Here is a 25,301-nt window from a genome sequence, read left to right on the forward strand (position 1 = left end):
GTGGCTGTACGGGAAGGGGCGGTAAGGGAGAGGGCCGGCCGGGCCGGTCAGGAGGCGCGGTCGGCGCGACAGGAGAGGTCGCGCAGGAACGTGAGCACGGCGCGCGCGGCGGCGTCGTTCTGCCGGAAGGCGGGGCCGCCGGTGCGGGGCCGGGTGAACGCGCCGCCGGCGCGGGCGGTGGTGAACGGGCCCAGCGCGAAACGGCGCGGGTGCGGGCGGCCCTCCCGGTCCAGCACCCGGCTGTCGGCCGGGTCCACGGAGAGCAGCCCGGTGTCGGTGATCGCGGCCCCGTCGTCGCGCAGGGCGCGCAGCAGGGGGCTCGCGGTGTGCCGGAGCGAGGGGTCGGGCAGCCGGGCCTCGACCAGTGCGCGGGCCTCGGTGGACGCGCCGGGGACGGTGGTGCTCCGGGCCCGGAAGAGGCCCCGCTCCTCGTCGGTCTCCACGGTGAGCCCCGCGCCGAGGAAGCGGACGACGCCGGCCCGCGAGAGGGCCAGGAGCTGCCGGAGGCGGGGGCCGGGCGGGCCGGAGGCCAGATGGCTGAAGAACCCGTGCCACCGGGGGTCGGTGTCACCGAGCCGGACGAGTTGGGCGTAGGCGGAGAGCAGCCCGAGGAAGACGGCGAGGTCCTCGCTGTGCTCCGGGTCGTGTCGACGGGCCAGGTCGTCCGTGATGTACGCGCGCAGGGCTTCCTGGAGGGCGTCGGGCGAACCGTGGCGTACTCCGTCGAGCGGCCGGTCGAGCGCTTCGAGGTCGAGCCGGTCCGCGGGGTCGGGTACGGCCTCGGCGATGAGGCCGGCCAGCTCGGGGCTGCCGGGATCGGCGGCGGCGTACTTCTCGGCGAAGACCTCGTGGTCCAGGGCGGTGCGTTCGGGGTGGGAGGTGAACAGCCGGTGGTAGTGGGCGTGGCCCAGCTCCTTCACGACGACCGGCCAGACGTCGCTCCGGAAGTCGACCGGCCTCTTCCCGCGCAGCACCTTCTCGGCCCATTCGGGCCCCAGGAACCTCGGCAGGGGCGGGCGCTCGCCGGTCCAGGAGTAACCGATCTTCGCGTGGTAGGGAACCCCGCGCCGCGATCCGACGTACAGGACCGGCTCGCGGCCCGAGGGCACGTAGGCCCCGCCCTCGTGGTGGCCGCCGCGCCCCTCGGTGAGCAGGACCATCAGGTCGATGAAGGCGAGCCCGAAGCCCCGGACGATGACCGGCTCGCCGGGGCGCAGGGCGTCGAGGTCGCTGTCGGCGGTGAAGTCGGGCGGCAGGTGCACCAGGCCGTGCCGCCGGGCGAAGTCGCCCAGCCGGGCGTGCTCCGGTTCCCGCTCGGCGTCGAGGTGGCCCACGGTCAGGACGACGAGGTCGGCGAGGAGCGGTTCGGCGCGGCCCCGGAGCCGGACGTGCTGGCGGCCGCCGCGCGGACCGCTGACGGCGAGGGCGGTGGTGCGGTGCTCGTGCACGGTGATGCCGGGCGGCAGGGCGGCCAGGGCGCGCCGGTAGGTCCAGCGCAGGTAGGCGCTCTGGAGGCGCCGGGTGGGGAAGTCGGTCCCGGTGAGGGCGTGTATCTCGGCGAGCACGGCGGGGTCCGCGTCCGGGGTGACGCGCCCCGCGCGGACGTCGGCGGCCCAGGCGTCCAGGGCCGGTCCCGCCACGACGGGGCCGGCCGCCTCCACCGTCTCGTCGGTGAACATGGTGACGTCCTCGGCCATGGAGTTCATCCACAGCAGCGGCGACTGGTCGGGCCGCCAGATCCGGCCGCCGCCCGGCGGGTAGGGGTCCACGAGATGGATGTCGAGAGGCGCGTCGCCGTACAGCTCACCGGCGCTGGCGGCGATGCGCTCGAGGACGCCGGTGCCGCGCGGCCCCCCGCCGATCACCACGACGGCGGGTGCGGCGCTCATCGCGCACCCGCCGTGCCACGGGCGTAGTACCGCTCGACGTAGCGCTGGCCGATGCTCAGCACCGTGGTGACGGCCGCGTACCAGAGGGTGGCGACGAGGAGCAGCGGGATGACCTGGTAGGTGCGGTGGTAGACGAGCTGCACGGAGTGGAGCAGGTCCTGCACGGCGATGACGCTGACGATGGAGGTGCCCTTGAGCGTGCCGATCAGCATGTTCCCGGCCGGCGGGACGATGGAGCGCATCGCCTGCGGCAGCACGATGCGCCGGAACCGCCGCCAGGGGCCGAGGCCGAGGGACTGGGCGGCCTCCACCTGCCCGCGCTCGACGGAGAGGATGCCGCCGCGCACCACCTCGGCGGCGTACGCGGCCTCGTGCAGGGTCAGCCCGATGACGGCGACGGCGACCGGGCCCAGGAGGCTGACGGTGGAGACGCCGAGGATCTGCGGGTACAGGGCGCCGATGTTGAACCAGAACAGCAGCTGGACCAGGATCGGCGTGGACCGGAACAGCCAGATGTAACCCCAGCTGACCGCCTGGAGAACCGGGTTGCCGGAAAGCCGCAGCACGGCGAGCAGGGCGCCCAGCGCGAATCCGAGCACCATGACCACGGCGGTGAGCCAGAGCGTGAGCCACAGTCCGCGCAGGACGGGCACGGTGGCGAAGTAGGAGAACACGACGTCCCACTGGAAGGCGTCGTTGCGGACGACCGAGTTCAGGACGAGGGCGAGCAGGACGAGGACGACGACGGCCGCCGCCCGACGGCCCGTCCGGCGTACCGGGACGATACGCGGCAGGGCTGCGGGCCCGTCCTCGGCCGGCGGCCGGGAGACGGCCGGCGGCGGGGAGGAGGGCGGCGGGACGGTCTGCGGGGGCATGGGGAGCTCCGTGGAGGTTCAACTCGAACACGGGGCGTGCCTTCACACCGGAAACCACACGCGGACCGGGCCCCTCAGCGCCGGTCCGCCTCCGAGATAAGCGGCGTGCGCGGGGAGTTGTCAAGCCTGTCCACACTGTGAGCCGTACGTCGCCCGCCGGTTGACGCGCACCCGGATGGCTGGTCCACTGAGCCCATGCATCCGCAGCAGTGGCTGGTCACCCGCTCCCACATCGACTTCGGTCGCGTGTGGTCCTCCTCCTGTTGAGCCGACCCCGCAGCTGTCCGGTTCCTCCCTGCTCACGCCGCTTTTCCTCCGGCGTTCGAGCCCCGTCTCCCGCGTGACTTCACCTCCACCACACCGCGTCACCCTCCCCTCGCCCCGCCCTGCTCTGCCCTGTCCTGCCCTGCCGTTGCCCTGTCTCGCCTCGCCGATCCCTCTCTCCCTCCGGCCGACGTTCCACCGCTCTGCGCGCCGCCGCGGCTCCGTGCCGTGCCGCCGCGCCGGGGAGGGTGGCCGGCCTCCCCCGACGAACCCGGAGAAGCACCGCCATGTCCCGCGCCCGGCATACCGCCCTGTTCGCGTCCATCACCGTCGCCGCCCTGACGCTCACCGCCTGCGCCGTGCCGGCCGGCACGGCGGACGGCCGATCCGGCGGGGCCGCCGCCGAAGGGAGGGTTCCGAAGACGGACGTGGTCTCGACGGTCCGCAAGGACGAGGCCGCCGCGCGACTGCTGCCCGCCCGGGTGCGCGAGGCGGGCACCCTGCGGATCGCCTCGTCCGTGGGCGCCCCGCCCAGCGCCTTCTACCGGGAGGACGGCTCCACGCCGGTCGGCGCCGACATCGACTTCGCGGACGCGGCGGCCCGGGTGCTCGGGGTGACGCTGGAGCGCGAGGTGGCGTCCTTCGAGGCGATCCTGCCGGCGCTCGGCAGCGGCAAGTACGACCTGGGCACCGGGAACTTCGGCGTCACCGACGAACGCCGCGGGACCATCGACTTCGTGACGTACATCAACGACGGGCAGGGCTTCGCGGTCCGCGAGGACAGCACGCTCAAGGAGGTCACCGACCTCACCCGGCTGTGCGGTCTGAACGTGGCCACCGCGGCGGGCACCACCTTCGAGGTGACGCTCCAGGAGAACCGGTCCCGGTGCGCGGCGGCGGGCAGGAAGCCCTACGAGGTGAAGACCTACGCCGACCCGGCGGCCCTCTGGATCTCGCTCCGGCAGAAGCGCAGCGACGTGGTGATGTCCACCATCAACGGGCTGCGGTACGCGGTGGCCCAGCAGGAGGGGCTGCGCTTCCTCAACGAGTTCAAGCGGCTCGACGTGGGCTTCGCCTTCAAGAAGGGCACCCCTCTCGCCCCCGCCTTCCAGGCCGCGGTCGACCGGCTCAAGGCGGACGGGACCTATGACCGCATCCTGAAGAAGTGGGGTGTCACCGGGTCCGCGATCGAGACCTCGCGGATCTCGCCGCCCGAGCTGAAGTGATCCGGGCCCTGCCGGGCTCAGCAGTCGCAGCCGCAGGACTCCCCGCAACAGCAGCAGCCCTCGCCGCACTGGCTGCAGCAGTCGCACGCCTCGCAGCAGTCGCCGCAGTTGCTGCAGGGCGCCTGGCGCCGCTCCCTGCTCCAGGGGTCCTCGTAGCTCCCGCAGCACATCTGGCAGGTGCAGGCGAGACCGGCCCAGACCAGGCACCCGGCGATCAGCCCGCGCCGGTCTCGGGGCGGCTGCGGCGGGGGCGGCGGGGAGCCCGGGCCGCCGGGGGCGTACGGGTTGCCGGGCGGCGCCCCGTACGGATTGCCCGGCGGGGGCCCGAAGGAACCGTCCGGCACGAGCAGCCCCGAGCCCTCCCGGTGGGAGCAGGAGGAGGTGCCGAACGCGCGGTCGACCGAGCGGCGCAGTTCGTGGGCGAGCAGGACGTGGACGAGTCGGGCGTCGGTGAACTCCACCTCGCGGAGGGCGAGCCGTACGCCGTGCAGGGCGTCGTCGCAGAGCCGGCGCGCCTCGGCGAGCGGGGTGCCGGTGGCCGTCAGCGGGTTCCAGGCGCCCGAGGCCGCGTCGGCCTCCCGGTCCTCCACGGCGTCCAGCAGGTGGGCGAGCCGCCCGAAGAGGCGGCCCGCCTCCGCGAGCGGCGGGGCGTTCTGCGGCTTTCCGGCGAGGACGGCGGTGTGCGCGAAGGCGGCGGCGGTGGCGGTCTCGGTGGGTTCGGTGACCGCCAGCAGCGGGGTGCCGGGGCCGGCGAGCGTCTCGATACCGGTCTGCCGGTCCACCGCGTCGACGAGGAGCGCGGTGTCGAAGCCCAGGGCCGCCCCGGTCCGCGCTCCCGCGCGGTCCCAACCGGCGGCCACCCGGCGCGCGGCGGCGGCGACCGGGCGACGGGCCAACAGGCCGTCCCGGTCGGCGACGTGGTCGCGGACCTTGGCCGAGGCGAGGACGAGCGAGACGGCGGCGGCGAGCCGGGCCCCCTCGCCCTGGGCCACCGGCGCGGTGCGCATGGCGCGCAACGGGCAGGGGCCCGCGGTGCGCCGCGCCCCGGGGGCCCGGCCGACCTGAGCCTCCGTCAGGACCGAGACGATCAGGCCATCATAGTTCGTCACGATACGGGCGAATTGCCCGTGATCCGCCCTCAGGGCCAGGCAGAGACCGCAGAGATGGGCCATCCACTCGGTCCGGAGACCGTCGGAGAGCCGGTGGACGCAGGGCCTGACGATTCCGAACACGACGATCCCCCGTGAGCCGTTCAGCCGGTGCGCGACGCTCGCGTACCGGAGCGTCGTGCATCGTATCGAGCCACCCGTTCACCCGTCCGTCAGCAGGATCACCCGTACGGCCCGAACCGTCATATTTTCTTTTTGCAACCCCCCCTGAGCTAGGACGAACCCTGACGAACCGCCACATCCTCTGCACCAGTCACGTCACGAATCGCCTGCGAGCCGACTATCTACTTGGCGCGGTATCCGCATCATGGACGACCATAGGGATACGAAAGAGATGCGGAACACGACAGAACCGCGGTGAGAGGAGGCGTCCATGGGATCGGTGCGCAAGGCGAGTGCCTGGCTGGGCCTCGTGGAGGACCACGACGAGCGGTACTACGACGACGAGTACAACGACGGTCCGGAGACCGGCACGGGCAGCCACGCCTGGGTCACCGACCCCCGGGTGCAGGTGGCCACCGAGGCGGCCGAGGAGCGGGACCGCCGGATCGCGACGGTGACGCCGGACAGCTTCCGGGACGCGCGGGCCATCGGCGAGCTGTTCCGGGACGGCGTCCCGGTGATCGTCAACCTCACGGCCATGGACCCCGCCGACGCCAAGCGCGTGGTGGACTTCGCCGCCGGGCTGATCTTCGGTCTGCGCGGCTCGATCGACCGGGTGGCCACCCGGGTCTTCCTGCTCTCCCCCGCCGACACCCAGGTGGTGGCGGGCGAAGCCGCCGACCGGAAGGCCGACGGCTTCTTCAACCAGAGCTGAGCGGGGCGCTCGCCGGAGACGGAACCGGTCAACGCGGCCGGCCGGCGTGCGCGGTCCGGCGCACCTCCGTCACCGGAAGGCGTCGAGGCCGGTGAGCGCCTTGCCCAGGACCAACTGGTGCATCTCCACGGTCCCCTCGTAGGTGAGCACCGACTCCAGGTTGGTCGCGTGCCGCATCACCGGGTACTCCAGCGAGATCCCGTTGGCCCCGAGGATCGTGCGCGCGGTGCGGCAGATCTCGATCGCCTCCCGCACGTTGTTGAGCTTGCCGAAACTGACCTGCTCCGGCCGGAGCGCGCCCGCGTCCATCCGGCGGCCCAGGTGGTGGGCGAGCAGGATGCCCTTGTGCAGCTCCAGGGCCATGTCCGCCAGTTTGGCCTGGGTGAGCTGGAAGCCGCCGATCGGCCGGCCGAACTGCTCCCGGCCCCGCGCGTAGTCGAGGGCCGACTCGAAGCTGGCGCGCGCCGCTCCCATGGACCCCCAGACGATGCCGTAGCGCGCGTGGCTCAGACAGCTCAGCGGACCGCGCAGCCCCTTCGCCTCCGGGAGCACCGCGTCGGCCGGCAGCCGCACCTCGTCCATGACCAGCTCGCTGGTGACCGAGGCGCGCAGCGACCACTTGTGCCGGATCTCCGGGGCCGAGAACCCGGCGGCGTCGGTCGGCACGACGAACCCCCGGACGCCCCGGCCGTCCCCGCCCTCGTCGGTCTGCGCCCACACGACGGCGACCCCGGCCACCGAGCCGTTGGTGATCCACATCTTGCGGCCGGTGAGCACCCAGTCCTCGCCGTCGCGCTTGGCGTACGTCCGCATCCCGGCCGGGTCCGAGCCGTGGTCGGGCTCGGTCAGGCCGAAGCAGCCGATGATCTCGCCGGCCGCCATCCCGGGCAGCCACCGCCGCCTCTGCTCCTCGGAGCCGTAGCGGTGGATCGCGTACATCGCCAGCGACCCCTGTACGGAGACGAGCGAGCGGATGCCGGAGTCGGCGGCCTCCAGCTCCAGGCAGGCCAGCCCGTACTGGACGGCGCTCGCCCCGGCGCAGCCGTACCCGTCGAGGGACATGCCGAGAGCGCCCAGCGCGCCGAGCTCGCGGGCCAGCTCCCGGATGCCGGGCAGTTCGCCCTTCTCGTACCACTCGGCGATGTGCGGCAGGACGCGGTCGGCGGCCCAGGCGCGGACGGTGTCGCGGATCGCGAGGTCGTCGGGACCGAGCAGGTCGTCGATGCCGAGGGGGTCCGTGGCGTCGAACGGCGGCAGCTTCGACGGCTTCACGGACTCGGTGCTGGACATGAGGGCGCCTCCGGCGGCTCGCACGGTGCTCGGAGGGGCCGGGAGGATCCCGCCCTCCGAAAACTAGCAGTGGTAGTCGGGCGTCGTGCTGACGTTACGGCTCAGTGTGCCGCCCGTCCAGAGCCGGTCGCCTCGGCCGGCTCGCGCCGCGCGGGCGCCACCGGGCGCGGGACCGCGCGGTCGGATCCGGGCGCCCGGGCCGCTTCGGGGGCCCGATGTCCGGGCGGCGCGGTCTCGGCGCCCCCGCTCGCGGATGCGGCGGCCCCGGAGCGGGGCGGGGCCGTCTCCTGCGCCGGGCAGTCCATGGCCCTGGGCAACCGCAGCGCGGCCAGCGCCCCGAGCAGCAGCAGCCCGGCGCTGACCAGGAGCGTGGTGTGGAGGCCCTCGACGAAGGCGTGCCGGGCGGTGGAGCGCAGCAGGTCGCCCATCGGTCCGCCCAGCTGCGCGGCCACCTGGTACGCCTCGCCCAGCGAGTGGGAGGCCGCCGCTCCGGCGTGGGCGGGGACGCCCTTCTCGTGCAGGGAGGCGAGGCCGGGAGCGTACGCGGCGTTCATGACGCTGCCGAGCAGGGCGATGCCGAGGCCCGCGCCCAGTTGGTACGAGGTCTCGCCGATCGCCGCCGCGCCGCCCGCCCGTTCCGGCGGGGCGTCGCTCAGCATCGACTCGTACGCCCCGAAGAGCGTGGTCTGCAGACCGAAGCCGAGCAGGACGAACCCGCAGGTCAGCAGGGCGGGCCGGTCGTGCTGCCCCATCGAGGTGAGCAGCAGCACCGAGGCGGCGGTGAGGACGAAGCCCCACCCGACCATCCGGCGGGGCCCGACGCGGCGCAGGGTGTACGAGCCGGTGGCGCCCGCCGCCATGGCCGCGAAGGTCAGCGGCAGCAGCCGCAGGCCGGTCTCCAGCGGGCTGAGCCCCAGCACCAGCTGCAGGTACTGGACGGCGATCAGCTGGAGGCCGACCAGCGCCAGCATGGCGAGCACGATGCAGCCGACGGCGGTGGAGAAGGCGGGGCGGGCGAACATCGTCACGTCGATCAGCGGATGGTCGCGGCGCCGCTGCCGGCGCACGAAGAGGGCCAGGAGCACCGCTCCGAGGACGGAGGGGATCAGCGCGCCCGGGTCCAGGAGGCCCGCGCCTCCGCCCAGCCGCTTGACGCCCAGGACGACGCCGAGCACACCGGCGGCGGCCGTCAGCGCGCCCAGCACGTCCCACGGGCCCTCGTCGCCGCCCCGCGACTCGGGCAGCAGCCAGCGGCCCAGCGGCAGGATCACGGCCATCAGCGGAATGTTGATCAGGAAGACCGAGCCCCACCAGAAGTGCTCGACCAGGAAGCCGCCGACGACCGGCCCGACGGCCGCGCCGATCGCGGCCACCGCGGTCCACACCCCGATGGCGAGCGCCCGCTCCCGGCGGTCGGGGAAGACCTGGCGGACGATCGACAGCGTGGCGGGCATGATCATCGCGCCGCCGACGCCGAGCAGGGCGCGGGCCGCTATCAGCACGGCGGACGAGTCGGCCGACGCGGCGACCGCGGAGGCGAGGCCGAACAGCACGTACCCCAGGAGCAGCACGCGCCGTCTGCCGACCCGGTCACCCAGCGTGCCGAAGAGGATGAGGAGCGAGGCGCAGACGAGGGGGTAGGAGTCGACGATCCACAGGAGGGCCGGTCCGCTCGGGCGGAGGTCCTCGGTGAGGGAGGGGACGGCGACGTGGAGCACGGTCGCGTCCAGCGCGACGACCAGGAGGCTCAGGCAGAGGACCACGAGGACGACCCAGCGGTCGGCGCCGTCCGCGGCCCGGCGCAGCCGGTTCCCGGCCGTGGTCGTCCCGGTCATCTGCGTACCTCCCGATGAGTCCTCGCGCTCGGCGGGCCGACGGCGACGCGGGGTGCGCGTCCCCCGGCCCCGGCATCGACGGGCGAGTGAAGCGTCAGCGTACGCGAGTTCGGCGAGGCCACACGTGGTCCACGTCATACCCCGGCCCGCCGCACAGTGTGGCGTACGCCATCCCGGCTCCGGCCGGGGGCTCCCTTCCGGACCGCCCGCGGCCCGCCGCCGGAGGAGGCCCCGGGCGGGCGGCCGGCCGGAGGGAGCGGACGTCCGCCCGGCCGGGTGCGTCTCCCCCGAATGGCGGTATCAATTGTCGGGGATTTGGATGCGGCCCTCTTTCCGAGAGATCAAACACCTCGGCGAACGAACGGGCGGACAATCGGCGGGGCCGCGCAGTACAAGATCACGGAGATTCTTCTCCGGGCCCGGAAAAGACATCGTTTCGAGACGGAGTCCACATCACATCGTCATCACAAAGCGGCTGGTTCGGCCTGCTCCCACACTCACTCGCTGTAACGTCGATTGGGTGCGTACCGACATCTTTGCCCGGCTGGACCGGGAGCCGGAACCGCCGAAGATAGAGGCGCCGCGGATGAGCCGTCACCGCATCGCCCTCTTCGGCGGAACGCTGGCGTTCTATGTCGCCATCGTCTGGGCGGTGCTGATCACGTCCTGGCTGGTGGCTCTGGACTGGAAGGTCATGCTGTTCCGGCCCTACCAGCAGTGGCCGGAGCTGCACGCCTTCCTCGACTACTACGTCGTGCTCGGTCAGCGCGGCCCCACGGCGGTGATGGTCGCCTGCTGGCTGGGCTGGCGCTCCTGGCGTCAGCACACCCTCCGGCCGCTGCTGGTCCTCGGCACGTCCCTGCTGCTGCTCAATGTGACGGTGGGCGCGGTCAAGCTGGGGCTCGGGCGGCTCGGCCCGCACTACGCGACGCAGATCGGCTCGGCCGAGATGTTCGCCGGCGGCGATATATTCCCCTCCGGGCACACCGCCAACGCCGTCGTGACCTGGGGAATCCTTGCCTACCTGGCCACCACGCCACGCGCCAGACGCTATCTGTCCGCCGTCTCCGCGACGGTCTCCCTGGGCGTCGGCCTGACCACGGTCTACATCGGTACGCACTGGCTCAGCGACGTCCTGCTGGGCTGGACGGCCGGACTGCTGATCCTCCTGGCGCTGCCGTGGTTCGAGCCGCTCATCGCCCGGACCGAGACCTGGATCTTCGCGGTGCGCGAGCGGTGGCGGGAGCGGCGCGGCGGAGCCCGCCCCGCGACCGGTGCCGGGCCGCAGCCGGTGCTGCTGCCGCAGCCGACGGCCGCCGACGGCCTCGCCGCCGAAACCGCGCCGGCCGCGCCGCCCGAGCCGGCGCTGCCCGCCGGTCCCGCGGGGACGGGCGTCCGGGCGCGGGCCCACACCGGGCACACCGCACAGCCGGGCGGTATGCCGGTCGCCCCGGCGGGCGTCCGGCGCCCGCCGCCGCACGCGGAGCGGGGCCCGCGCGCCGGCAGTCCGGCGCGCCCGATGTCGGGGGGCTGATCCCGCCTCCCCGTCCGGCCGGGCCGACAGGCCCCGGCCCCTCCTCGTGCACGCCTCGCGCATGCCGGTGGCCCCGACCTCGGTCGGGGCCACCGGCATGTCCGGGCCGGGCGGTCAGCCCACCCAGCAGCGCGTCACGGCGCCGTCCTCAACCTGGAAGTTGATGCGGCCCTGCCGGAACTCCATGGTGAGGAACGTGCCCGGCGGGACCGCCCGGACCGTGTCCCAGCCGCGGCTTCTGGCCTGCCGTTCGGCGGCGTCGGCGGCGAGGCCGACGTACGTGCCGGTGTCGTCGTCCGGCTGGGCGGGAGGGGTCGGTAGAGATGCCATGCCTTCACCGTAGGCGGCCCCGGACCGTGACGGAAGGCCGGGCCGGGCCGGTCCGCCGTCGCATCTCCCCGTACCGCGGCGGTCACGCTTGTGTCACAAGATCCCCACACGCTTATACGTCGCCCCCTCCCCCGGAAGGGCCCGGCCGGGACCGTACGCGCGCAATAGCGGGCCCCTTCGTTCACCAGTCCGAAAAGGCGCTCGCATTACTCCGGAATCACCCGGGTGACCTGCTTCTTTTTCCAGCTCCGGGAGCACGCCCGAATGGCCGGAGCACAAGAATTTTCCGTGCTCTTCAACCGCTCTTCCCTTTCCGCGCGTTTCCCTCGCACGCCCGCCGGAAGGACGGGCGACCCGTCGTCCGAAGAGGAGCCGGGCGCGTTCGACCGCTCCCGGCGGCCCCGCTGCGGGGTCGCGCGGCCCGCCCGGAAGCGGGCGCCGGGCGGGGGCGGGAGCCGGCGCCGGGCGGGGGCGACCGAGGCGTCCGGGCCCCGTCGGCTGCCCGGCCCCTCCTCCGGTCCGGGGACCGTTCCTCAGCGGCCCGCCGGGGCGGGCTCCAGCCGGAGGCAGAGGTCGTTGTCGGCGGTGTAGCACGGGGTGGCGAGCACTCCGGGCGCCGCCGGGGCGCTCGGGTAGACGAAGGATGTGCGGCGGGACCACACGTCGTCGAGGATCCGGGAGATCCGTACGCCCTCCGCACCCGCCGCCGGGATCAGCCACAGCTGCCAGAGCTGCGCCCCGGCCACCCGGCCGGCGGCCGGCGGCGCGTAGGGCAGGGTGAAGGCGAAGGCCCCGGCGGGCCCGCCCGGGGAGGCGAGCGGGACGGCGTGCGTCCGGGCCGGCTCCCCGGGCAGCCGGGCTTCCACGGCGGCCCCCTCCCCCGCCGTGACGCCGTACAGCACGCCCTCGACCGTCATGCCGTCCGGTCCGCCGACGACGGCCCCCGCCTCGGCGTGCGGGGCGCGGACCCAGCAGCGCAGGGCGAGCCGCCCGTCGGCGGTCGGGTAGGGCACCCGGGCGCTGACGCCCGGGGCCCCGGCGTCCGGGGTGCGGTCGACGAGGGCCCGCAGGTCCCGCAGCCCCGGCTCCACGGTCCGCGTCCCCTCGGCCCCCGGCTCCTCGACGTAGGCGTCCCAGCGCCCCTCGGCCAGGCGGGCGGAGGCGGGGAGCACCGCCCGCAGCCGCCCGGGCCCGGAGCCGCTGAGCGGTATGCGCACCGTGCCGCCGGGTGCGGCGCCCGCCGCGCCCCGGCGGCGCAGCAGCAGCGTGGACGCGGCGACGGGGGCCGCCGGGGCGGTCAGGACGAAGGTGAGCGTCCCGGCCGGATCGGCGGCGCAGTCGGCCCGTACGGCGGTGGAGCTCATGGGGTCCTCCCCTTGCGGAGTACGTCGGCGGCCTTGTAGCGCAGGGCGTAGGCCCCGTCGAGGACGGTGCCGCGGGTGCGGTGCAGCGCGGTGCGCAGGGCGCCGTGGCCGCGTCCCCGCGCGCCGCGGGCGACGAGTTCGGTGAAGAGGCTTTCGTGGCGTTCGGCGATCCGCGCCGGGTCGAAGCGGGCCGAGGCGGTCAGCGCGGCCGCGCTCATCCGGTGGCGCAGCTCGTCGTCCTCGATCAGCTGGAGCAGTGCGGCGGCGATCGCGTCCGGGTCGCCGACCGGCACGAGGCGGCCGTCGACGCCGTCCTCGACGATCTCGGCCGGCCCGTGCGGGCAGTCGGTGGCGACGACCGGCAGGCCGCCGCGCATCGCCTCGACGATGGTCATGCCGAAGGACTCGCGGTCCGAGGTGACGGCGGCGATCGACCCCTTGGGCCACTCGGCCTCCATCGGGTTGGCCGAGCCCATCAGGAACACGTGGTTGTGCAGGCCGAGCCGGTCGACGAGGGTGCGCAGCGCCGCCTGCTCGTCGCCGGTCGCGTCGCCGCCGCCGTAGATGCGCAGCCGCCAGTCGGGGCGGGCCGCGGAGACCTGGGCGAAGGCGCGCACCAACAGGTCGTAGCGTTTGACCCGGTGCAGCCGGCCCGCCGCGACGACCCACTTCAGATCGCCGCCCGCGGGCGGGCAGGCGGGCTCGGGAACGGCGTTGGGGATGGCCTCGATCCGCACGCCCGGCAGCTTCAGCCGGGTGCGGTAGTCGTCCGCGTCGGCACGGGTGACGGTGGTGAGCGCGTCGAGCATCGTGTAGCGGTGGGCGATCTCGCGGCGCAGCCGGTAGCCGTGGCTGTCGAGGGTCAGGTGCTCCTGCCCGACGCGCACCGGTCCGCGCCGGGTCTCCCGGCTGAGATGGACGTTGAGGCCGGGGCGGGTGCCGACGACGACGTCCGCCCCGGTGGTCCGCAGGTGGGCGGCGATGCGGGCGTCGGTGAGCCGGCTGTACTGCTTGTGCCGGCTGTCGCCGCGCGGGAAGACCGCGGCGGGGCGGGCGTGGTCGGGGTCGCCGCCGTCGTAGGTCGCGCTCTTCTTCCGCAGGTCCACGAGGTGGCGCAGCGCCACGCCCTCGGGCGCGCCGAGGACGGGGGCGTCACGGTGCCGGAAGACGGACACGATCTCGACGTCGTGCCGCTCCGCGAGCGTACGGGCGAGCGTGAACGTCGTCCGAATGGTCCCCCCGATTCCGTAGGCATTGTGCAGAAGGAAAGAAATATGCATGGTGTCGCTGTTTCCCCTGTCGAACCGACCTTGTCAAGACGGTGCTTCCCGACCGCTTGCCCGCCCGAAATGCACCGGGAAATCCCGGAGCATCCCCGCTTTCGCTCCCGGCGTTCCCGCCCGCCCACCGGACCGCCGCTGACCTGCGGGTTCCGGAAGGAAAGAATCCGGATACCCGCCGGACCCGAAAGTAACGGGACCGCGCGAGCAGGCTGCCGTCACGGTGCGCGGGTCGCCTGCCCACCACCCGTTCGCCGACACTTTCCTCCGAGCTTGACGTAGGAAAATGCCGGGAGGTTGCCTGCCGCTCGGGAAAAGATTCCGGGCCCCTCCGCCGACGGAATCCGCACCGGCGGCTCGACAGGGCGGCTCATCGGCCCCGGCCCGTCTTTTCGCACTTCCGTCCGGCCGGTGCGTGACCCCGGCCACGCATCCCGCGTTGTCCTCGGTATGAGCCGGGAACCACCCGGCCCACGCACCGAGTTCGAGGAGCCCCCGTGCCGCGCATGCTCGACGTCAGCCAGGACGTACGCGCCGAGATCGGCGACGACGAAGCCGACCGGCTGCTCGTCGGCGACAACGCCCCGGGCAGTTACGACTGCACCTCCTGCCGCACCCCGGGCGACTCCGACCAGGAACGCACCAGCACGGTGCTGTTCGTCGGCGACGAGACGGCCGTCCTCGCCTTCGCCCACGCCACGTGCATCCCCTCGCAGGTCGTCAGGGTGGCCGAGGACCAGCTCCAGGGCGCGGTGCGCAGCATCACCGGCAGCGAGCGGAAGAACACGGAGGGGCTCATGCCCGAACAGGCCGTCCTCGGCATCACCAGCGGACTCGTCCTCATCGAGGACGACCTGCGTCCGGCCCTGGTCGTCGAACCGACCGGCCCGGTCGCCCGGCCCGGCACCGACGGCAGCGGGGGCGACGAGTTCCTCCAGCTGCTGCTGGAGCAGGGCTTCCGCCCGGCCCCCGGCCTGAACCGGCTGCCGGAGGTCCTGCCGGGCTGGTCCGTGCTGCTGGCGGTGGGCCAGCTCCATGCGGTGCTGCAGCCGAGCGCGGGCGGCGGCAACCCGGTCGCCTGGTGGCAGGCCCACCGGCCGCTCCAGGTGACCGAGGGCTGGCGGGCCGCGGTCAACAAGTCGCAGACGGTCCTCGTCTTCGCCGCCCCGGCCGGCACCATCGGCCAGCAGCCGCGCGAGGATCTGCTGCGGGACGCCCTGGAGAAGGCCGCGGTCAACGGCGTCCTGGTCGCCGCGGCGATGCCGCTGGCCGGGACCTGAGCGTGTCCGCCCCGGTCGGGCGCTCGCGCCGTACGGCGTTTTCTCCGGCGGGGCCGCATCCGAGGAGCGGCGAGGTCGTTGGCACCTACGTGCACTCATACGACTCCTCCCGCCAGCATCAGAGCCCGATCCCTGCCATGCGTCCCGCGCAGGAGCCGCCGGGGGGCGTGTCCCCCACCCCGATCTACGACGCGCTGTACTCCGAGTACCGGCGCTCGTTCCGGGCGTTGCCGGGCGATCGGAGCGGCGAGGAGAACCTCTCCTTCCCGGCGCTCAGCGCCGGCTTCTTCGCCACGAGGGCCCCGCTGAGCGGCCGCCCGGCCCCCTCCGGGCGCGAGGGCCGGGGAACGGGCGGCGGGCAGGGCCAGCACACCGGCGGCGTCGGCGCCTGGCAGCGGGTCGGACGGCACGCGGGACGCCCCCGGCCGGCCGCCCTGCCGCCCGGGACGGGGTCGCGGGACTCCTGAGGCCCCGACCGGAACCCGACGGCGCAGACCGTACGGCGAAGCCCCGGACCGCTCGCTCACCGCGAGAGCGGTCCGGGGCTTCGCCGTACGGCGGGCTACTTGCCGGTGTTGCGGCCGCGCTTCTCGCGGACGCGTACGGAGATGTGGATCGGGGTGCCCTCGAAGCCGAACTCCTCGCGCAGCCGGCGCTCGATGAAGCGGCGGTAGCCGTGCTCCAGGAAGCCGGAGGCGAAGAGCACGAAGCGCGGGGGCTTGGTGCCCGCCTGGGTGCCGAAGAGGATGCGCGGCTGCTTGCCGCCGCGGACCGGGTGCGGGTGGGCCGCGACGACCTCGCCGAGGAAGGCGTTCAGCCGCCCGGTGGGGATGCGGGTCTCCCAGCCCTCGATCGCGGTCTCGATCGCCGGGACCAGCTTCTCCATGTGGCGGCCGGTGACGGCCGAGACGTTGACGCGCGGGGCCCAGGAGATCTGGGCCAGCTCCGTCTCGATCTCGCGCTCCAGGTAGTAGCGGCGCTCCTCGTCGAGGGTGTCCCACTTGTTGAAGGCGACGACGATGGCGCGCCCGGCCTCCACGGCCATGGTGACGATGCGCTGGTCCTGGACGCTGATGGACTCGCTGGAGTCGATCAGGATGACGGCGACCTCGGCCTTCTCCACGGCTGCGGCCGTACGGAGCGAGGCGTAGTAGTCGGCGCCTTCCTGAAGGTGGACGCGGCGGCGGATACCGGCCGTGTCGATGAACTTCCAGGTGATGCCGCCGAGGTTGATCAGTTCGTCGACCGGGTCGCGGGTGGTGCCCGCCAGCTCGTTGACGACGACCCGGTCCTCGCCGGCGACCTTGTTCAGCAGGGAGGACTTGCCGACGTTCGGGCGGCCGATCAGGGCGATCCGGCGGGGCCCGCCGAGCGCCGTGCCGAACTTCTGGGCCGGGGCGTCCGGCAGGGCCTCCAGGACGGCGTCCAGCATGTCGCCGGTGCCGCGGCCGTGCAGCGAGGAGACCGGGTAGGGCTCGCCGAGGCCGAGCGACCACAGCGCGGTGGCGTCCGCCTCGCCGCTCTGGCCGTCGACCTTGTTGGCGCACAGGACCACGGGCTTGCCGGCCCGGCGCAGCAGCTTGACGACCGCCTCGTCGGTGTCGGTGGCGCCGACGGTGGAGTCCACGACGAAGACGACCGCGTCGGCCGTCTCGATGGCGTACTCGGCCTGGGCGGCGACCGAGGCGTCGAGGCCGAGGACGTCCTGCTCCCAGCCGCCGGTGTCGACGACCTTGAAGCGGCGCCCGGCCCATTCGGCCTCGTAGCTGACGCGGTCGCGGGTGACGCCGGGCTTGTCCTGCACGACGGCCTCGCGGCGGCCGATGATCCGGTTCACCAGGGTCGACTTGCCGACATTGGGGCGGCCGACGACGGCGAGCACGGGGAGCGGTCCGTGACCGGCCTCGTCGAGGGCTCCCTCGATCTCCTCGGGGTCGAAGCCTTCCTGCGCGGCGAGCTCCATGAACTCCGCGTACTCGGCATCGCCAAGTTCTCCGTGCTCGTGGCCCGAGCCGTCGGAGTGAATCTGGTCGTTCATGAAGTCCGTTCCTCTGTGCGTCATCGATGGACCGCGATCAGCGCGGCCCACTACTCAAGTACTCAAGTCTGGCCTATCGCCCGGTGAGGCGCTTGGCGGTTTCCAGGTGGGCGGTGAGCTTCGCCTGAATCCGCAGGGTCGCCTCGTCCAGCGCCTTGCGCGTACGCTGCCCGTCGCCGGCGCTCGCGTCGAACGCGTCGCCGAAGACGACGTCGACCCGGCTGCGCAGCGGGGGCAGCCCCCGTATCAGCCGGCCGCGCCGCTCGGTGCTCCCCAGGACCGCGACGGGCACGATCGGGGCCCCGCCGCGGACCGCGAAGTAGGCGAGCCCGGCGCGCAGCGAGGCGAAGTCGCCCTCGCCCCGGGTGCCCTCCGGGAAGATCCCGAGGGCCCCGCCGTCCGCCAGGACGCCCAGGGCGTGGCTGATGGCGGTGCGGTCGACGGTCGTACGGTCCACCTCGATCTGCCCGATGCCGTGCAGGAACGGGTCGAGGGGGCCGACGAACGCCTCCTTCTTGATCAGGAAGTGCACCGGCCGGGGCGCGGTGCCCATCAGCATCGGGCCGTCGATGTTGTGGGAGTGGTTCACCGCGAGGATGACCGGTCCGGTGGCGGGCACCCGCCAGGCCCCGAGCACCCGGGGCTTCCACAGCCCGTACATCAGGCCGATGCCGATGGTCCGCCCGACGGCCGCTCCGCGCAGCGTGGGCGCGCCCGTGGCATCGCTCACGCGGCGACCCGCTTCCCCTCGACGAGGGTGACGACGCACTCGATGACCTGCTGGAGGGTCAGTTCGGTGGTGTCCACCTCGACGGCGTCGTCCGCCTTGGCGAGCGGGGAGGTCTTGCGGCCGGAGTCGGCGGCGTCCCGCTTGATCAGCGCCTCGCGGGTGGCGGCGAGGTCGGAGCCCTTGACCTCGCCGCTGCGGCGGGCGGCGCGGGCCTCCGGAGAGGCGGTGAGGAAGATCTTGAGGTCCGCGTCGGGCAGCACGGTGGTGCCGATGTCCCGGCCCTCGACCACGATGCCGCCGGTCGCGGCGGCCGCGATGGAGCGCTGGAGGGCGGTGATGAGCGTACGCACCTCGGGAACGGCGCTGACGGCGCTGACCTTGGAGGTGACCTCCTGGGTGCGGATCGGCCCGGAGGCGTCCACGCCGTCCACGGTGATCGTCGGGGCGGTGGGGTCGGTACCGGAGACGATCACGGGCTTGGCGGCGGCGGTGGCGATCTCCTCCGGGTTGCTCACGTCCACGCCGTTGGTCAGCATCCACCAGGTGATGGCCCGGTACTGCGCGCCCGTGTCCAGGTAGCTCAGGCCGAGCTCGGCGGCGACGGCCTTCGAGGTGCTCGACTTGCCGGTGCCCGAGGGCCCGTCGATGGCGACGATCACGGAGGAGCGTGCGGTTTCCACGGTGGTGGACACCTTCCTGGTACACGGGGCGGGGACGTACGGGCCTGGAAGCGGCCTCGTACCAGGTTACCGAGTGCCGGGCACGCCCTTGTACCCCGTACGGGTGAGGGGGCGCCGCCGCCCCGGCGCACGGCGCCCCACCGGCCGGGGCGGCTCAGCCCCGGATCGACCAGCCCCGTTCCCGGAGCGCCGCGCCGAGGGCCGGGGCGGCGCTGGGCTCGACCATGATCTGGACGAGGCCCGCCTGCTGGCCGGTGGCGTGCTCGATGCGGACGTCCTCGATGTTGACCCCGGCCCGGCCGGCGTCGGCGAAGATCGCGGCCAGCTCGCCCGGCTTGTCGCCGATGAGGACGGCGACGGTCTCGTACGCGGCGGGGGCCGCTCCGTGCTTGCCGGGAACCCGGACGCGGCCGGCGTTGCCGCGGCGCAGGACGTCCTCGACGGCGTGGGCGCCCGCGCTCCGCTTCCCCTCGTCGGCGGATCCGAGCCCGCGCAGCGCGGCCACGGTCCGCTCCAGGTCGGCGGCGACCCCGGCGAGGACGTCGGCGACCGGGCCGGGGTTGGCGGAGAGGATCTCCACCCACATCCGGGGGTCGGACGCGGCGATCCGGGTGACGTCGCGGATGCCCTGGCCGCACAGCCGTACGGCGGTCTCGTCGGCCTCCTCCAGCCGGGCGGCGACCATGGAGGAGATCAGCTGCGGGGTGTGCGAGACGAGGGCGACGGCCCGGTCGTGGGCGTCGGCGTCCATGACGACGGGGACGGCCCGGCAGAGGGCGACCAGCTCCAGCGCGAGGTTGAGCACCTCGGTGTCGGTGTCCCGGGTCGGGGTGAGGACCCAGGGGCGGCCCTCGAAGAGGTCGGCGGTGGCGGCGAGCGGACCGGAGCGCTCCTTCCCCGCCATGGGGTGGGTGCCGATGTAGGCGGCGAGGTCGAGGCCGAGCGCCTCCAGTTCGCGGCGCGGGCCGCCCTTGACGCTGGCGACGTCCAGGTAGCCGCGGGCCGCCCCGTCGCGCAGGGCGGTGGCGAGGACGGCGGCGGTGTGCGCGGGCGGCACGGCGATCACCGCCAGGTCGACCGGGCCCTCGGGGGCCTCGTCCGTACCGGCCCCGAGCGCGGCGGCGGTGCGGGCGGACTCGGGGTCGTGGTCGACGAGGTGGACGCGGACGCCGCGGCCGGCCAGTGCGAGGGCGGCGGAGGTGCCGACGAGCCCGGTTCCGATGACGAGGGCGGTTCTCACTGGGCGATGTCCTTGCGCAGAGCGGCGGTGGCGCCGAGGTAGACGTGGGTGATCTCGGCGCGCGAGAGGTAGGTCTCGACGTGCACGAGGATACGGACGACCCGGGGCATGGCCCCTTCGACGTCCAGTTCCTGGGCGCAGATGAGGGGGACGTCGACGATCCCGAGGCTCCGGGCGGCGGCGGCCGGGAAGTCGCTGTGCAGGTCGGGGGTGGCGGTGAACCAGATGCTGATCAGGTCGTCGGCGACGAGTTCGTTGCGCTCCAGCACGGTCGTGAGCAGTTCGCCGACCCGTCGGCCCATGTGCCCGGCCTCGTCCTCGTCCAGCTGGACGGCCCCCCGGATCGCCCGTACCGCCACGTCGTGCTCCTCGTCCCTCGTCCGTTCGCCCGCGCCGCCGCACCTGCGGCCGCTCGTCCCACCCTAGATCGGCCGGGGCGAGGGCGGTCACGGCGTTCCCTCCGTGAGACGGGCGGGGCGCGGGCCGGGCGGGCGGTGGCGCGCGGTACGGGCTTCGGCGTGCGCGGTACGGGCTTCGGCCGGAGGAGTCCCGTCCGCCACCCGGTCGGGGGCACGGCCCGCCCGGTTGCTTCTCCCCCGGGCTCTCCGCCCCCACGATGGCCCCCGTCCACCGCGCCACGCCCCACCCGAGGAGAGCCCATGAACGCACGGCGAAGGGCGGTGCTGGCCGCCGGTGCGGCGGGCGCCGCCGCCCTGACCACCGGCTGCGGTTCCTCCGGCGGGGGCGGCGGTGGGGACGCCGGCTCCCCGCCGCCGTCGGCGGACGACGGGGTGGAGCTGGCCCGGACCGCGGACATCCCGGTCGGGGGCGGGGCGGTCCTCAAGGAGCGGAAGGTCGTGGTGACCCAGCCGACGGAGGGCGAGTTCAAGGCGTTCTCCGCCGTCTGCACCCATGCGAGCTGCCTCGTCTCGACGGTGAGCGACGGCTCCATCGCCTGTCCTTGCCACGGCAGCAGGTTCGGCATCACCGACGCGGCGGTCGAGGCCGGACCGGCGACCCGGCCGCTGCCCGCCGTGCGGATCAGCGTCTCGGGGGGCGCGATCCGGCGGGCCTGAGCCGGGCCGGTGGCCCCGCGGCCGGACCGGTAGCCTCACGGCCGTGACCAGCTCCGCCGACGAGGCACTCGTACGCGACCACACGGTCTACGCCTGCGTGATGGGCTCGCGCGCGTTCGGTCTGGCGACCGAGGACAGCGATACGGACCGGCGGGGGGTCTTTCTCGCGCCCACCCCGCTGTTCTGGCGCCTGGAGAAACCGCCGACGCATGTGGAGGGGCCCGCGCCGGAGCAGTTCTCGTGGGAGCTGGAGCGCTTCTGCGAGCTGGCGCTCCGGGCCAACCCGAACGTGCTGGAGTGCCTGCACTCCCCGCTCGTGGAGTGCGTGGACGGCACCGGCCGCGAGCTGCTGGCGCTGCGCGGGGCGTTCCTGTCCCGGCTCGCGCACGGCACGTTCGTCCGGTACGCCCTGGGGCAGCGGAGGAAGCTGGAGGCCGACGTACGGGTCCACGGCGCACCGCGCTGGAAGCACGCGATGCATCTGCTGCGGCTGCTGGCGAGCGGCCGGGACCTGCTGCGCACCGGTGAGCTGCGCATCGACGTCGGGAGCGCCCGGGAGGAGCTGCTGGCGGTGAAGCGGGGCGAGGTGCCCTGGCCGGAGGTGGAGCGCCGGATGAACCGCCTGGGGGCGGAGAACGACGAGGCGGCGGCCCGCACCCCGCTGCCGCCGGAGCCGGACCGGGCGGCGGTGGAGGACTTCCTCGTCCGCGCCCGGCGGGCGTCGGCGGCGCGGGAGGCGGCCCGCTGAACGGCCGGCGGGCCGCCCTCGGCGCTCAGGCGTCCCAGAGCGCCGCCAGGGAGAGCAGGTCGCTGCGGTACTCGATGCGCTCGGACCACTCCTTGGGCCAGGCCGCCGCGCCCAGGTGCGCCCCGGCGAGCGCCCCGGTCAGGCAGGCGATCGAGTCGGAGTCGCCCCGGGTGCAGGCGGCCCGGCGCAGGGCGGTGACGGGTTCCTCGGGGAAGAGCAGGAAGCAGTGCAGGGCGGTGGCGAGGGCCTCCTCGGCGACCCAGCCGTCCCCGGTCCGCTCGCACGGGTCGGTCTCCGGCGACGGGGAGCGCAGGGCGTCCCGGACGGTCTCCAGGGCCGCCAGGCACTCGTCCCAGCCGCGCTGGATGTACGCCTGCGGTGTGGCGTCGCCGGCGTGGAGCCAGAGGTCGCCGAGCCACCGGGTGTGGTACCGGCCCCGGTTCTCGAGGGCGTAGCTGCGCAACTGCCCGATCAGGCCGAGGGGTTCGCCGCCCTGGGCGAGCAGGAACACCGCGCGGGCCAGCAGGTCGGAGGCGGCGAGGGCGGTGGGGTGGCCGTGGGTAAGGGCGGCCTGGAGCTGGGCGGCGCCGGCGCGCTGCTCCGCGCTGAGGCCCGGGACCAGGCCGAGGGGGGCGACGCGCATGTTGGCGCCGCAGCCCTTGGAGTGGAGCTGGCTGGCCTCCTGCCATCTGCGGGTGCGTTCGAGCAGGCGGCAGGCGGTGAGGCAGGTGTTGCCGGGGGCGCGGTCGTTGTCCGGCGAGTGGTACCAGGCGACGAACTCGGCGATGACCGGGCCCGTCATCCGCTCGGGGGTGAGCAGTCCGCTGTCCATGGCGGTCCGGATGCCCCGGCCCAGCGCGATCGTCATCTGGGTGTCGTCGGAGACCACGGCCGGCGTCAGGAGGGGCAGTTGCCGCCAGGGGCCGAACTTGGCGAGGATCGAGGGTACGTCGTTGAACTCGGTGGGGAAGCCCAGGGCGTCGCCGAGGGCGAGCCCGGTCAGGACGCCGGTGGCTGCCTGCTTGGTCAGGGGCGGGGTGGCGAGGGTCATCGGTCGTGTCCTTCCGGTCCGGAGGAGGCGGCGGCGTCGGTGCGCTGCGGGCGCAGCAGCGGCGGGTGCAGGGCAGTGGCATCGCCCGCCCGGTGGAGCGCGGCCGGTTTGCCCCGGCCGCCGGTGCGGCGCGGCGGGCCCTCGACGGCCTCGACGAAGCCGGGTGCGTTGAGGACCTTGCGCCGGAAGTTGGGGCGGTCCAGCTCGACGCCCCAGACGGTCTCGTAGACCTGCTGGAGCTCCCCGAGGGTGAACTCGGGGGGGCAGAACGCGGTGGCGAGGCAGGTGTACTCGAGCTTGGCGCCGATCCGGTCGCGGGCGTCCGCGAGGATCCGGTCGTGGTCGAAGGCCAGCGGCCCGGCCGCGTCCGCGTCCCACCACCGGGCGGACGCCGCGTCGCCGCCGCCGCGCGGTTCGGGCAGGTCCGGCAGGAGGGCGGCGTACGCGACGGAGACGACCCGCATCCTCGGGTCGCGGTCCGGGGCGGTGTAGGTCCGCAGCTGTTCGAGGTGGAGGGCGCCGACCGTATCGGGGCCGAGGCCGGTCTCCTCCGCGAGTTCGCGCCGGGCGGCGTCCTCGGCGGACTCGCGGGGCAGGAGGAAGCCGCCGGGCAGCGCCCACCGTCCCCTGAAGGGCTCCTGGCCGCGTTCGACGAGCAGCACGTGGAGCCGGGCCTCGCGGACGGTGAAGACCGCGAGGTCGACGGTGACGGCGAACGGGGCGTAGGCGTGCGGGTCGTAGCCCTCGGGGGCGGGGGTGTTCATCGTTTCTCCGGGAGGGGGGCGGCGAAGTCCCAGCCGGCGGCGAGGAGTTCGTCGACGGCGGCGACGGCGGCGGCGAGCCGTGTCTCGGGCGGGCCGGTCATCTCGACGAACCGCCGCCCCGTGCGAGTGAGTTCGGCGCGGAACCGGTCGGTCATCCAGGGGCGCAGCTCCTCGCCGTCGCGCAGTCCGTCGTCCTCGAAGGCGACGCCCTCGTGGTCGGTGAGGAGCCACAGGTGGTGGCCGGCCCGGTCCGCGATCTCCTCGACGAGCGGATTGCGGCCGCCGACGTACCGCTCGTGCCAGACGGTGGTGGCGAAGGAGTCGGTGTCGCAGAAGAGGACCGGGGATCCGGCGCGGGCGGCGGCCTCCTCCCGGTCGTTCTGGGTCCGGGCGATGAGCGGGAAGTCGTCGGTGGTGAAGGCGACGTCCTCCCAGGCGGCGCCCGGCCACCGCTCGCGCAGGGCGGCGAGCTTGTCCTCGCTGTACTCGCGCCCGTATTCGGCGACGTAACCCGTGCGGGACCAGACTCCGCCGCGCGCCCGGTAGTGGGCGGCGAGCGCCCGGGCGAGGGTGGTGGTGCCGGTGGACTCCGCGCCGAGGACGACGACCCGGCGCGCGAGGGCGGCCCGTACGGGCGGCTGGAGGAAGTCCCAGCAGCCCACGGGGTCCGCGCGCACGGCGGTGCCGGAGACCGGGAAGAGGGTGCGGTCGGGGTCGACGAGGACGGAGTGGGCGCCGAAGCGGCGGCCCAGCTCCTCCCCGTACGCCTCCGAGGTGAAGACGGCGTCCACCCGCTCGGGCACGGCGGCGGTGAAGACGGCCATGTGGGCGTCCCAGACGGCCGGGTCGGTCACGTCCATGTGCGTGTCGTCGACCGCCCCGACCACCGTGACGTCCGGATGGACCTCGCGCATCCAGGCGACCCGGTCGGCGAGCGGGACCGACTCCACGGAGGCGGCGCAGACCAGCACGGTCAGCCGCTCGCAGCGGTCCTGGGCGGTGCGGACGAGGTGGTGGTGGCCGGCGTGCGGCGGGTAGAACTTGCCGAGCACCAGGCCGTGTCCGTAGCGCTTCACGCGGCCGCCCCCACCGGGCGGGCCGCACGGGCGGCCAGGTCGCGGCGCCAGTCGCGCAGGCCCATCAGGCAGAGCGCGAGGAATCCGGCGTACAGCAGCGAGGTCAGGTACAGCCCCTTGTGGGCGTAGAGCGGGATGTAGACCACGTCGGCGGCGATCCACAGCCACCAGGACTCCAGCCTCTTCCTGCACTGGCCGTAGGTGGCCGTCAGCGACAGGGACGTGGTCAGCGCGTCCCAGAACGGGACGGTGGAGTCGGTCGCCCGGGAGAGCAGCAGGGTGATCGCCGCGGTCCCCACCACCCCCGCCGCGAGCAGCCGGCTCCATTCGGCGCGGGTCGTTCTGCGCACCGGCAGGGCGGTGGAGCCCGGTCCACCCCCGTGGGTCCAGGTCCACCAGCCGTACGCGGCGAGGGTGATGAAGACGATCTGGAGGCCGGCGTCGGCGTACAGACCGGCCTGGGCGAACAGCAGGATGAAGAAGACGTTGTTGGCGATGCCGATCGGCCAGTTGGCGATGTGCTGGCGGGCCACGAGCCAGACGCACAGCGCCCCGCTGCCGAAGCCGAGCACCTCGGTCCAGCTGACCGGGGTGTCCAGGACCGTCACCAGGGGCTGTTGCAGGGGGTCGAGTACGTCCGCGAGACTCACGCCCGCCTCCTTCTTAATAGTCACTCTGACTATAAAGGCTGGACGGGGACGGCGAAAGGCCCGCGGCCGGTTCGGTTCGAACTTTCCGAACCGAA

The 25,301-nt window shown here is 74.1% G+C and carries 24 protein-coding genes; 7 read left to right on the top strand and 17 right to left on the bottom strand.

The annotated features are described in order from the left end of the window. Nucleotides 1-47: 47 nt before the first annotated feature. Together ACH4K1_RS29655 and ACH4K1_RS29660 are read right to left on the bottom strand one after the other, a co-directional pair. A complete protein-coding gene (locus tag ACH4K1_RS29655; RefSeq protein ID WP_398092633.1) occupies nt 48-1,889 on the bottom strand; it encodes an FAD/NAD(P)-binding protein in 1,842 nt (613 codons plus the stop codon). Further along, nucleotides 1,886-2,764, bottom strand: coding sequence for an amino acid ABC transporter permease (locus tag ACH4K1_RS29660; protein WP_398092634.1), 879 nt, complete (start codon nt 2,762-2,764; stop codon nt 1,886-1,888). The genes ACH4K1_RS29655 and ACH4K1_RS29660 overlap by 4 nt, the downstream gene beginning before the upstream one ends. A gap of 551 nt (nt 2,765-3,315) precedes the next feature. On the opposite strand from ACH4K1_RS29660, the gene ACH4K1_RS29665 reads away from it, so the two are divergent. Beyond that, on the top strand, nt 3,316-4,254 hold the full coding sequence (locus tag ACH4K1_RS29665) for an ABC transporter substrate-binding protein (RefSeq protein ID WP_398092635.1): 939 nt from the start codon (nt 3,316-3,318) through the stop codon (nt 4,252-4,254). Nucleotides 4,255-4,271: 17 nt separating this feature from the next. Here ACH4K1_RS29665 and ACH4K1_RS29670 read toward each other — a convergent pair whose 3' ends face one another. Further along, nucleotides 4,272-5,486, bottom strand: coding sequence for a DUF5685 family protein (locus tag ACH4K1_RS29670; protein WP_398092636.1), 1,215 nt, complete (start codon nt 5,484-5,486; stop codon nt 4,272-4,274). 310 nt (nt 5,487-5,796) lie between these two features. On the opposite strand from ACH4K1_RS29670, the gene ACH4K1_RS29675 reads away from it, so the two are divergent. After that, the gene (locus tag ACH4K1_RS29675; protein WP_398092637.1) at nt 5,797-6,240 is read left to right on the top strand and encodes a cell division protein SepF; all 444 of its coding nucleotides are present in this window, start codon (nt 5,797-5,799) and stop codon (nt 6,238-6,240) included. A gap of 69 nt (nt 6,241-6,309) precedes the next feature. On the opposite strand, the gene ACH4K1_RS29680 is transcribed toward ACH4K1_RS29675, so the two are convergent. Next, a complete protein-coding gene (locus tag ACH4K1_RS29680) occupies nt 6,310-7,530 on the bottom strand; it encodes an acyl-CoA dehydrogenase family protein (RefSeq protein ID WP_398092638.1) in 1,221 nt (406 codons plus the stop codon). Between the two features lie 101 nt (nt 7,531-7,631). Then, nucleotides 7,632-9,365 (bottom strand): MFS transporter, encoded by a 1,734-nt coding sequence (locus ACH4K1_RS29685; protein ID WP_398092639.1) that lies wholly within the window; start codon nt 9,363-9,365, stop codon nt 7,632-7,634. Between the two features lie 520 nt (nt 9,366-9,885). On the opposite strand from ACH4K1_RS29685, the gene ACH4K1_RS29690 reads away from it, so the two are divergent. Next, a complete protein-coding gene (locus tag ACH4K1_RS29690; protein ID WP_398092640.1) occupies nt 9,886-10,899 on the top strand; it encodes a phosphatase PAP2 family protein in 1,014 nt (337 codons plus the stop codon). A 114-nt stretch (nt 10,900-11,013) separates the two neighbouring features. Here the strand turns inward: ACH4K1_RS29690 and ACH4K1_RS29695 are convergent, their stop codons facing one another. From ACH4K1_RS29695 to ACH4K1_RS29705, 3 genes are all read right to left on the bottom strand, one after another. Further along, a complete protein-coding gene (locus tag ACH4K1_RS29695; RefSeq protein ID WP_228991485.1) occupies nt 11,014-11,229 on the bottom strand; it encodes an I78 family peptidase inhibitor in 216 nt (71 codons plus the stop codon). A 533-nt stretch (nt 11,230-11,762) separates the two neighbouring features. Next, nucleotides 11,763-12,593, bottom strand: coding sequence for a transferase (locus ACH4K1_RS29700; RefSeq protein WP_398092641.1), 831 nt, complete (start codon nt 12,591-12,593; stop codon nt 11,763-11,765). Then, nucleotides 12,590-13,873 carry a glycosyltransferase family 4 protein gene (locus ACH4K1_RS29705; RefSeq protein WP_398092642.1) on the bottom strand — a complete coding sequence of 428 codons (1,284 nt, stop codon included), beginning with the start codon at nt 13,871-13,873 and terminating at the stop codon, nt 12,590-12,592. The genes ACH4K1_RS29700 and ACH4K1_RS29705 overlap by 4 nt, the downstream gene beginning before the upstream one ends. A gap of 497 nt (nt 13,874-14,370) precedes the next feature. Between ACH4K1_RS29705 and ACH4K1_RS29710 the strand changes: the two genes are divergently transcribed. Next, on the top strand, nt 14,371-15,153 hold the full coding sequence (locus tag ACH4K1_RS29710) for a hypothetical protein (protein ID WP_228991488.1): 783 nt from the start codon (nt 14,371-14,373) through the stop codon (nt 15,151-15,153). Between the two features lie 137 nt (nt 15,154-15,290). Next, on the top strand, nt 15,291-15,620 hold the full coding sequence (locus ACH4K1_RS29715) for a hypothetical protein (protein WP_398092643.1): 330 nt from the start codon (nt 15,291-15,293) through the stop codon (nt 15,618-15,620). Between the two features lie 95 nt (nt 15,621-15,715). On the opposite strand, the gene der is transcribed toward ACH4K1_RS29715, so the two are convergent. The 5 genes from der to aroH all read right to left on the bottom strand — a co-directional run bounded on the left by der (nt 15,716) and on the right by aroH (nt 20,200). Further along, entirely contained in the window at nt 15,716-17,191 is a 1,476-nt protein-coding gene (der, locus tag ACH4K1_RS29720; protein WP_145798824.1) for a ribosome biogenesis GTPase Der, read from the bottom strand. 73 nt (nt 17,192-17,264) lie between these two features. Further along, nucleotides 17,265-17,921: a lysophospholipid acyltransferase family protein gene (locus ACH4K1_RS29725; protein WP_398092644.1), complete on the bottom strand. Its 657-nt coding sequence runs from the start codon at nt 17,919-17,921 to the stop codon at nt 17,265-17,267. Next, nucleotides 17,918-18,613: a (d)CMP kinase gene (cmk, locus tag ACH4K1_RS29730; protein ID WP_398092645.1), complete on the bottom strand. Its 696-nt coding sequence runs from the start codon at nt 18,611-18,613 to the stop codon at nt 17,918-17,920. The genes ACH4K1_RS29725 and cmk overlap by 4 nt, the downstream gene beginning before the upstream one ends. A 142-nt stretch (nt 18,614-18,755) precedes the next feature. Continuing rightward, nucleotides 18,756-19,841 (bottom strand): prephenate dehydrogenase, encoded by a 1,086-nt coding sequence (locus ACH4K1_RS29735; protein WP_398092646.1) that lies wholly within the window; start codon nt 19,839-19,841, stop codon nt 18,756-18,758. After that, the gene (aroH, locus tag ACH4K1_RS29740; protein WP_398092647.1) at nt 19,838-20,200 is read right to left on the bottom strand and encodes a chorismate mutase; all 363 of its coding nucleotides are present in this window, start codon (nt 20,198-20,200) and stop codon (nt 19,838-19,840) included. The genes ACH4K1_RS29735 and aroH overlap by 4 nt, the downstream gene beginning before the upstream one ends. 300 nt (nt 20,201-20,500) lie before the next feature. Here aroH and ACH4K1_RS29745 point away from each other — a divergent pair, with 300 nt between their 5' ends. Both ACH4K1_RS29745 and ACH4K1_RS29750 read left to right on the top strand, forming a co-directional pair. Continuing rightward, on the top strand, nt 20,501-20,917 hold the full coding sequence (locus tag ACH4K1_RS29745) for a Rieske (2Fe-2S) protein (protein ID WP_398092648.1): 417 nt from the start codon (nt 20,501-20,503) through the stop codon (nt 20,915-20,917). Between the two features lie 43 nt (nt 20,918-20,960). Next, the gene (locus tag ACH4K1_RS29750; RefSeq protein WP_398092649.1) at nt 20,961-21,665 is read left to right on the top strand and encodes a DNA polymerase beta superfamily protein; all 705 of its coding nucleotides are present in this window, start codon (nt 20,961-20,963) and stop codon (nt 21,663-21,665) included. Nucleotides 21,666-21,690: 25 nt separating this feature from the next. Here ACH4K1_RS29750 and ACH4K1_RS29755 read toward each other — a convergent pair whose 3' ends face one another. Genes ACH4K1_RS29755 through pnuC form a run of 4 tightly spaced genes read right to left on the bottom strand, consistent with a single transcriptional unit; the run spans nt 21,691 to nt 25,206 of the window. Beyond that, nucleotides 21,691-22,716 (bottom strand): ADP-ribosylglycohydrolase family protein, encoded by a 1,026-nt coding sequence (locus ACH4K1_RS29755; RefSeq protein ID WP_398092650.1) that lies wholly within the window; start codon nt 22,714-22,716, stop codon nt 21,691-21,693. Next, nucleotides 22,713-23,480 (bottom strand): NUDIX hydrolase, encoded by a 768-nt coding sequence (locus ACH4K1_RS29760; protein WP_398092651.1) that lies wholly within the window; start codon nt 23,478-23,480, stop codon nt 22,713-22,715. The genes ACH4K1_RS29755 and ACH4K1_RS29760 overlap by 4 nt, the downstream gene beginning before the upstream one ends. Next, the gene (locus tag ACH4K1_RS29765) at nt 23,477-24,556 is read right to left on the bottom strand and encodes an AAA family ATPase (protein WP_398092652.1); all 1,080 of its coding nucleotides are present in this window, start codon (nt 24,554-24,556) and stop codon (nt 23,477-23,479) included. Before ACH4K1_RS29765 ends, ACH4K1_RS29760 begins: the two co-directional genes overlap by 4 nt. Then, on the bottom strand, nt 24,553-25,206 hold the full coding sequence (pnuC, locus tag ACH4K1_RS29770; RefSeq protein ID WP_398092653.1) for a nicotinamide riboside transporter PnuC: 654 nt from the start codon (nt 25,204-25,206) through the stop codon (nt 24,553-24,555). The genes ACH4K1_RS29765 and pnuC overlap by 4 nt, the downstream gene beginning before the upstream one ends. Nucleotides 25,207-25,301: the final 95 nt, after the last annotated feature.

This window comes from Streptomyces sp. NPDC017448 (genome assembly GCF_044330565.1).
Taxonomy (GTDB): Bacteria; Actinomycetota; Actinomycetes; order Streptomycetales; family Streptomycetaceae; genus Streptomyces.

Bases quoted from the DNA above. Each gene is read 5' to 3' on its own strand.
- ACH4K1_RS29655 (WP_398092633.1), bottom strand. From the start codon at position 1,889: ATGAGCGCCGCACCCGCCGTCGTGGTGATCGGCGGGGGGCCGCGCGGC.
- ACH4K1_RS29660 (WP_398092634.1), bottom strand. From the start codon at position 2,764: ATGCCCCCGCAGACCGTCCCGCCGCCCTCCTCCCCGCCGCCGGCCGTC.
- ACH4K1_RS29665 (WP_398092635.1), top strand. From the start codon at position 3,316: ATGTCCCGCGCCCGGCATACCGCCCTGTTCGCGTCCATCACCGTCGCC.
- ACH4K1_RS29675 (WP_398092637.1), top strand. From the start codon at position 5,797: ATGGGATCGGTGCGCAAGGCGAGTGCCTGGCTGGGCCTCGTGGAGGAC.
- ACH4K1_RS29680 (WP_398092638.1), bottom strand. From the start codon at position 7,530: ATGTCCAGCACCGAGTCCGTGAAGCCGTCGAAGCTGCCGCCGTTCGAC.
- ACH4K1_RS29685 (WP_398092639.1), bottom strand. From the start codon at position 9,365: ATGACCGGGACGACCACGGCCGGGAACCGGCTGCGCCGGGCCGCGGAC.
- ACH4K1_RS29695 (WP_228991485.1), bottom strand. From the start codon at position 11,229: ATGGCATCTCTACCGACCCCTCCCGCCCAGCCGGACGACGACACCGGC.
- ACH4K1_RS29700 (WP_398092641.1), bottom strand. From the start codon at position 12,593: ATGAGCTCCACCGCCGTACGGGCCGACTGCGCCGCCGATCCGGCCGGG.
- ACH4K1_RS29705 (WP_398092642.1), bottom strand. From the start codon at position 13,873: ATGCATATTTCTTTCCTTCTGCACAATGCCTACGGAATCGGGGGGACC.
- ACH4K1_RS29715 (WP_398092643.1), top strand. From the start codon at position 15,291: ATGCGTCCCGCGCAGGAGCCGCCGGGGGGCGTGTCCCCCACCCCGATC.
- der (WP_145798824.1), bottom strand. From the start codon at position 17,191: ATGAACGACCAGATTCACTCCGACGGCTCGGGCCACGAGCACGGAGAA.
- ACH4K1_RS29745 (WP_398092648.1), top strand. From the start codon at position 20,501: ATGAACGCACGGCGAAGGGCGGTGCTGGCCGCCGGTGCGGCGGGCGCC.
- ACH4K1_RS29755 (WP_398092650.1), bottom strand. From the start codon at position 22,716: ATGACCCTCGCCACCCCGCCCCTGACCAAGCAGGCAGCCACCGGCGTC.
- ACH4K1_RS29760 (WP_398092651.1), bottom strand. From the start codon at position 23,480: ATGAACACCCCCGCCCCCGAGGGCTACGACCCGCACGCCTACGCCCCG.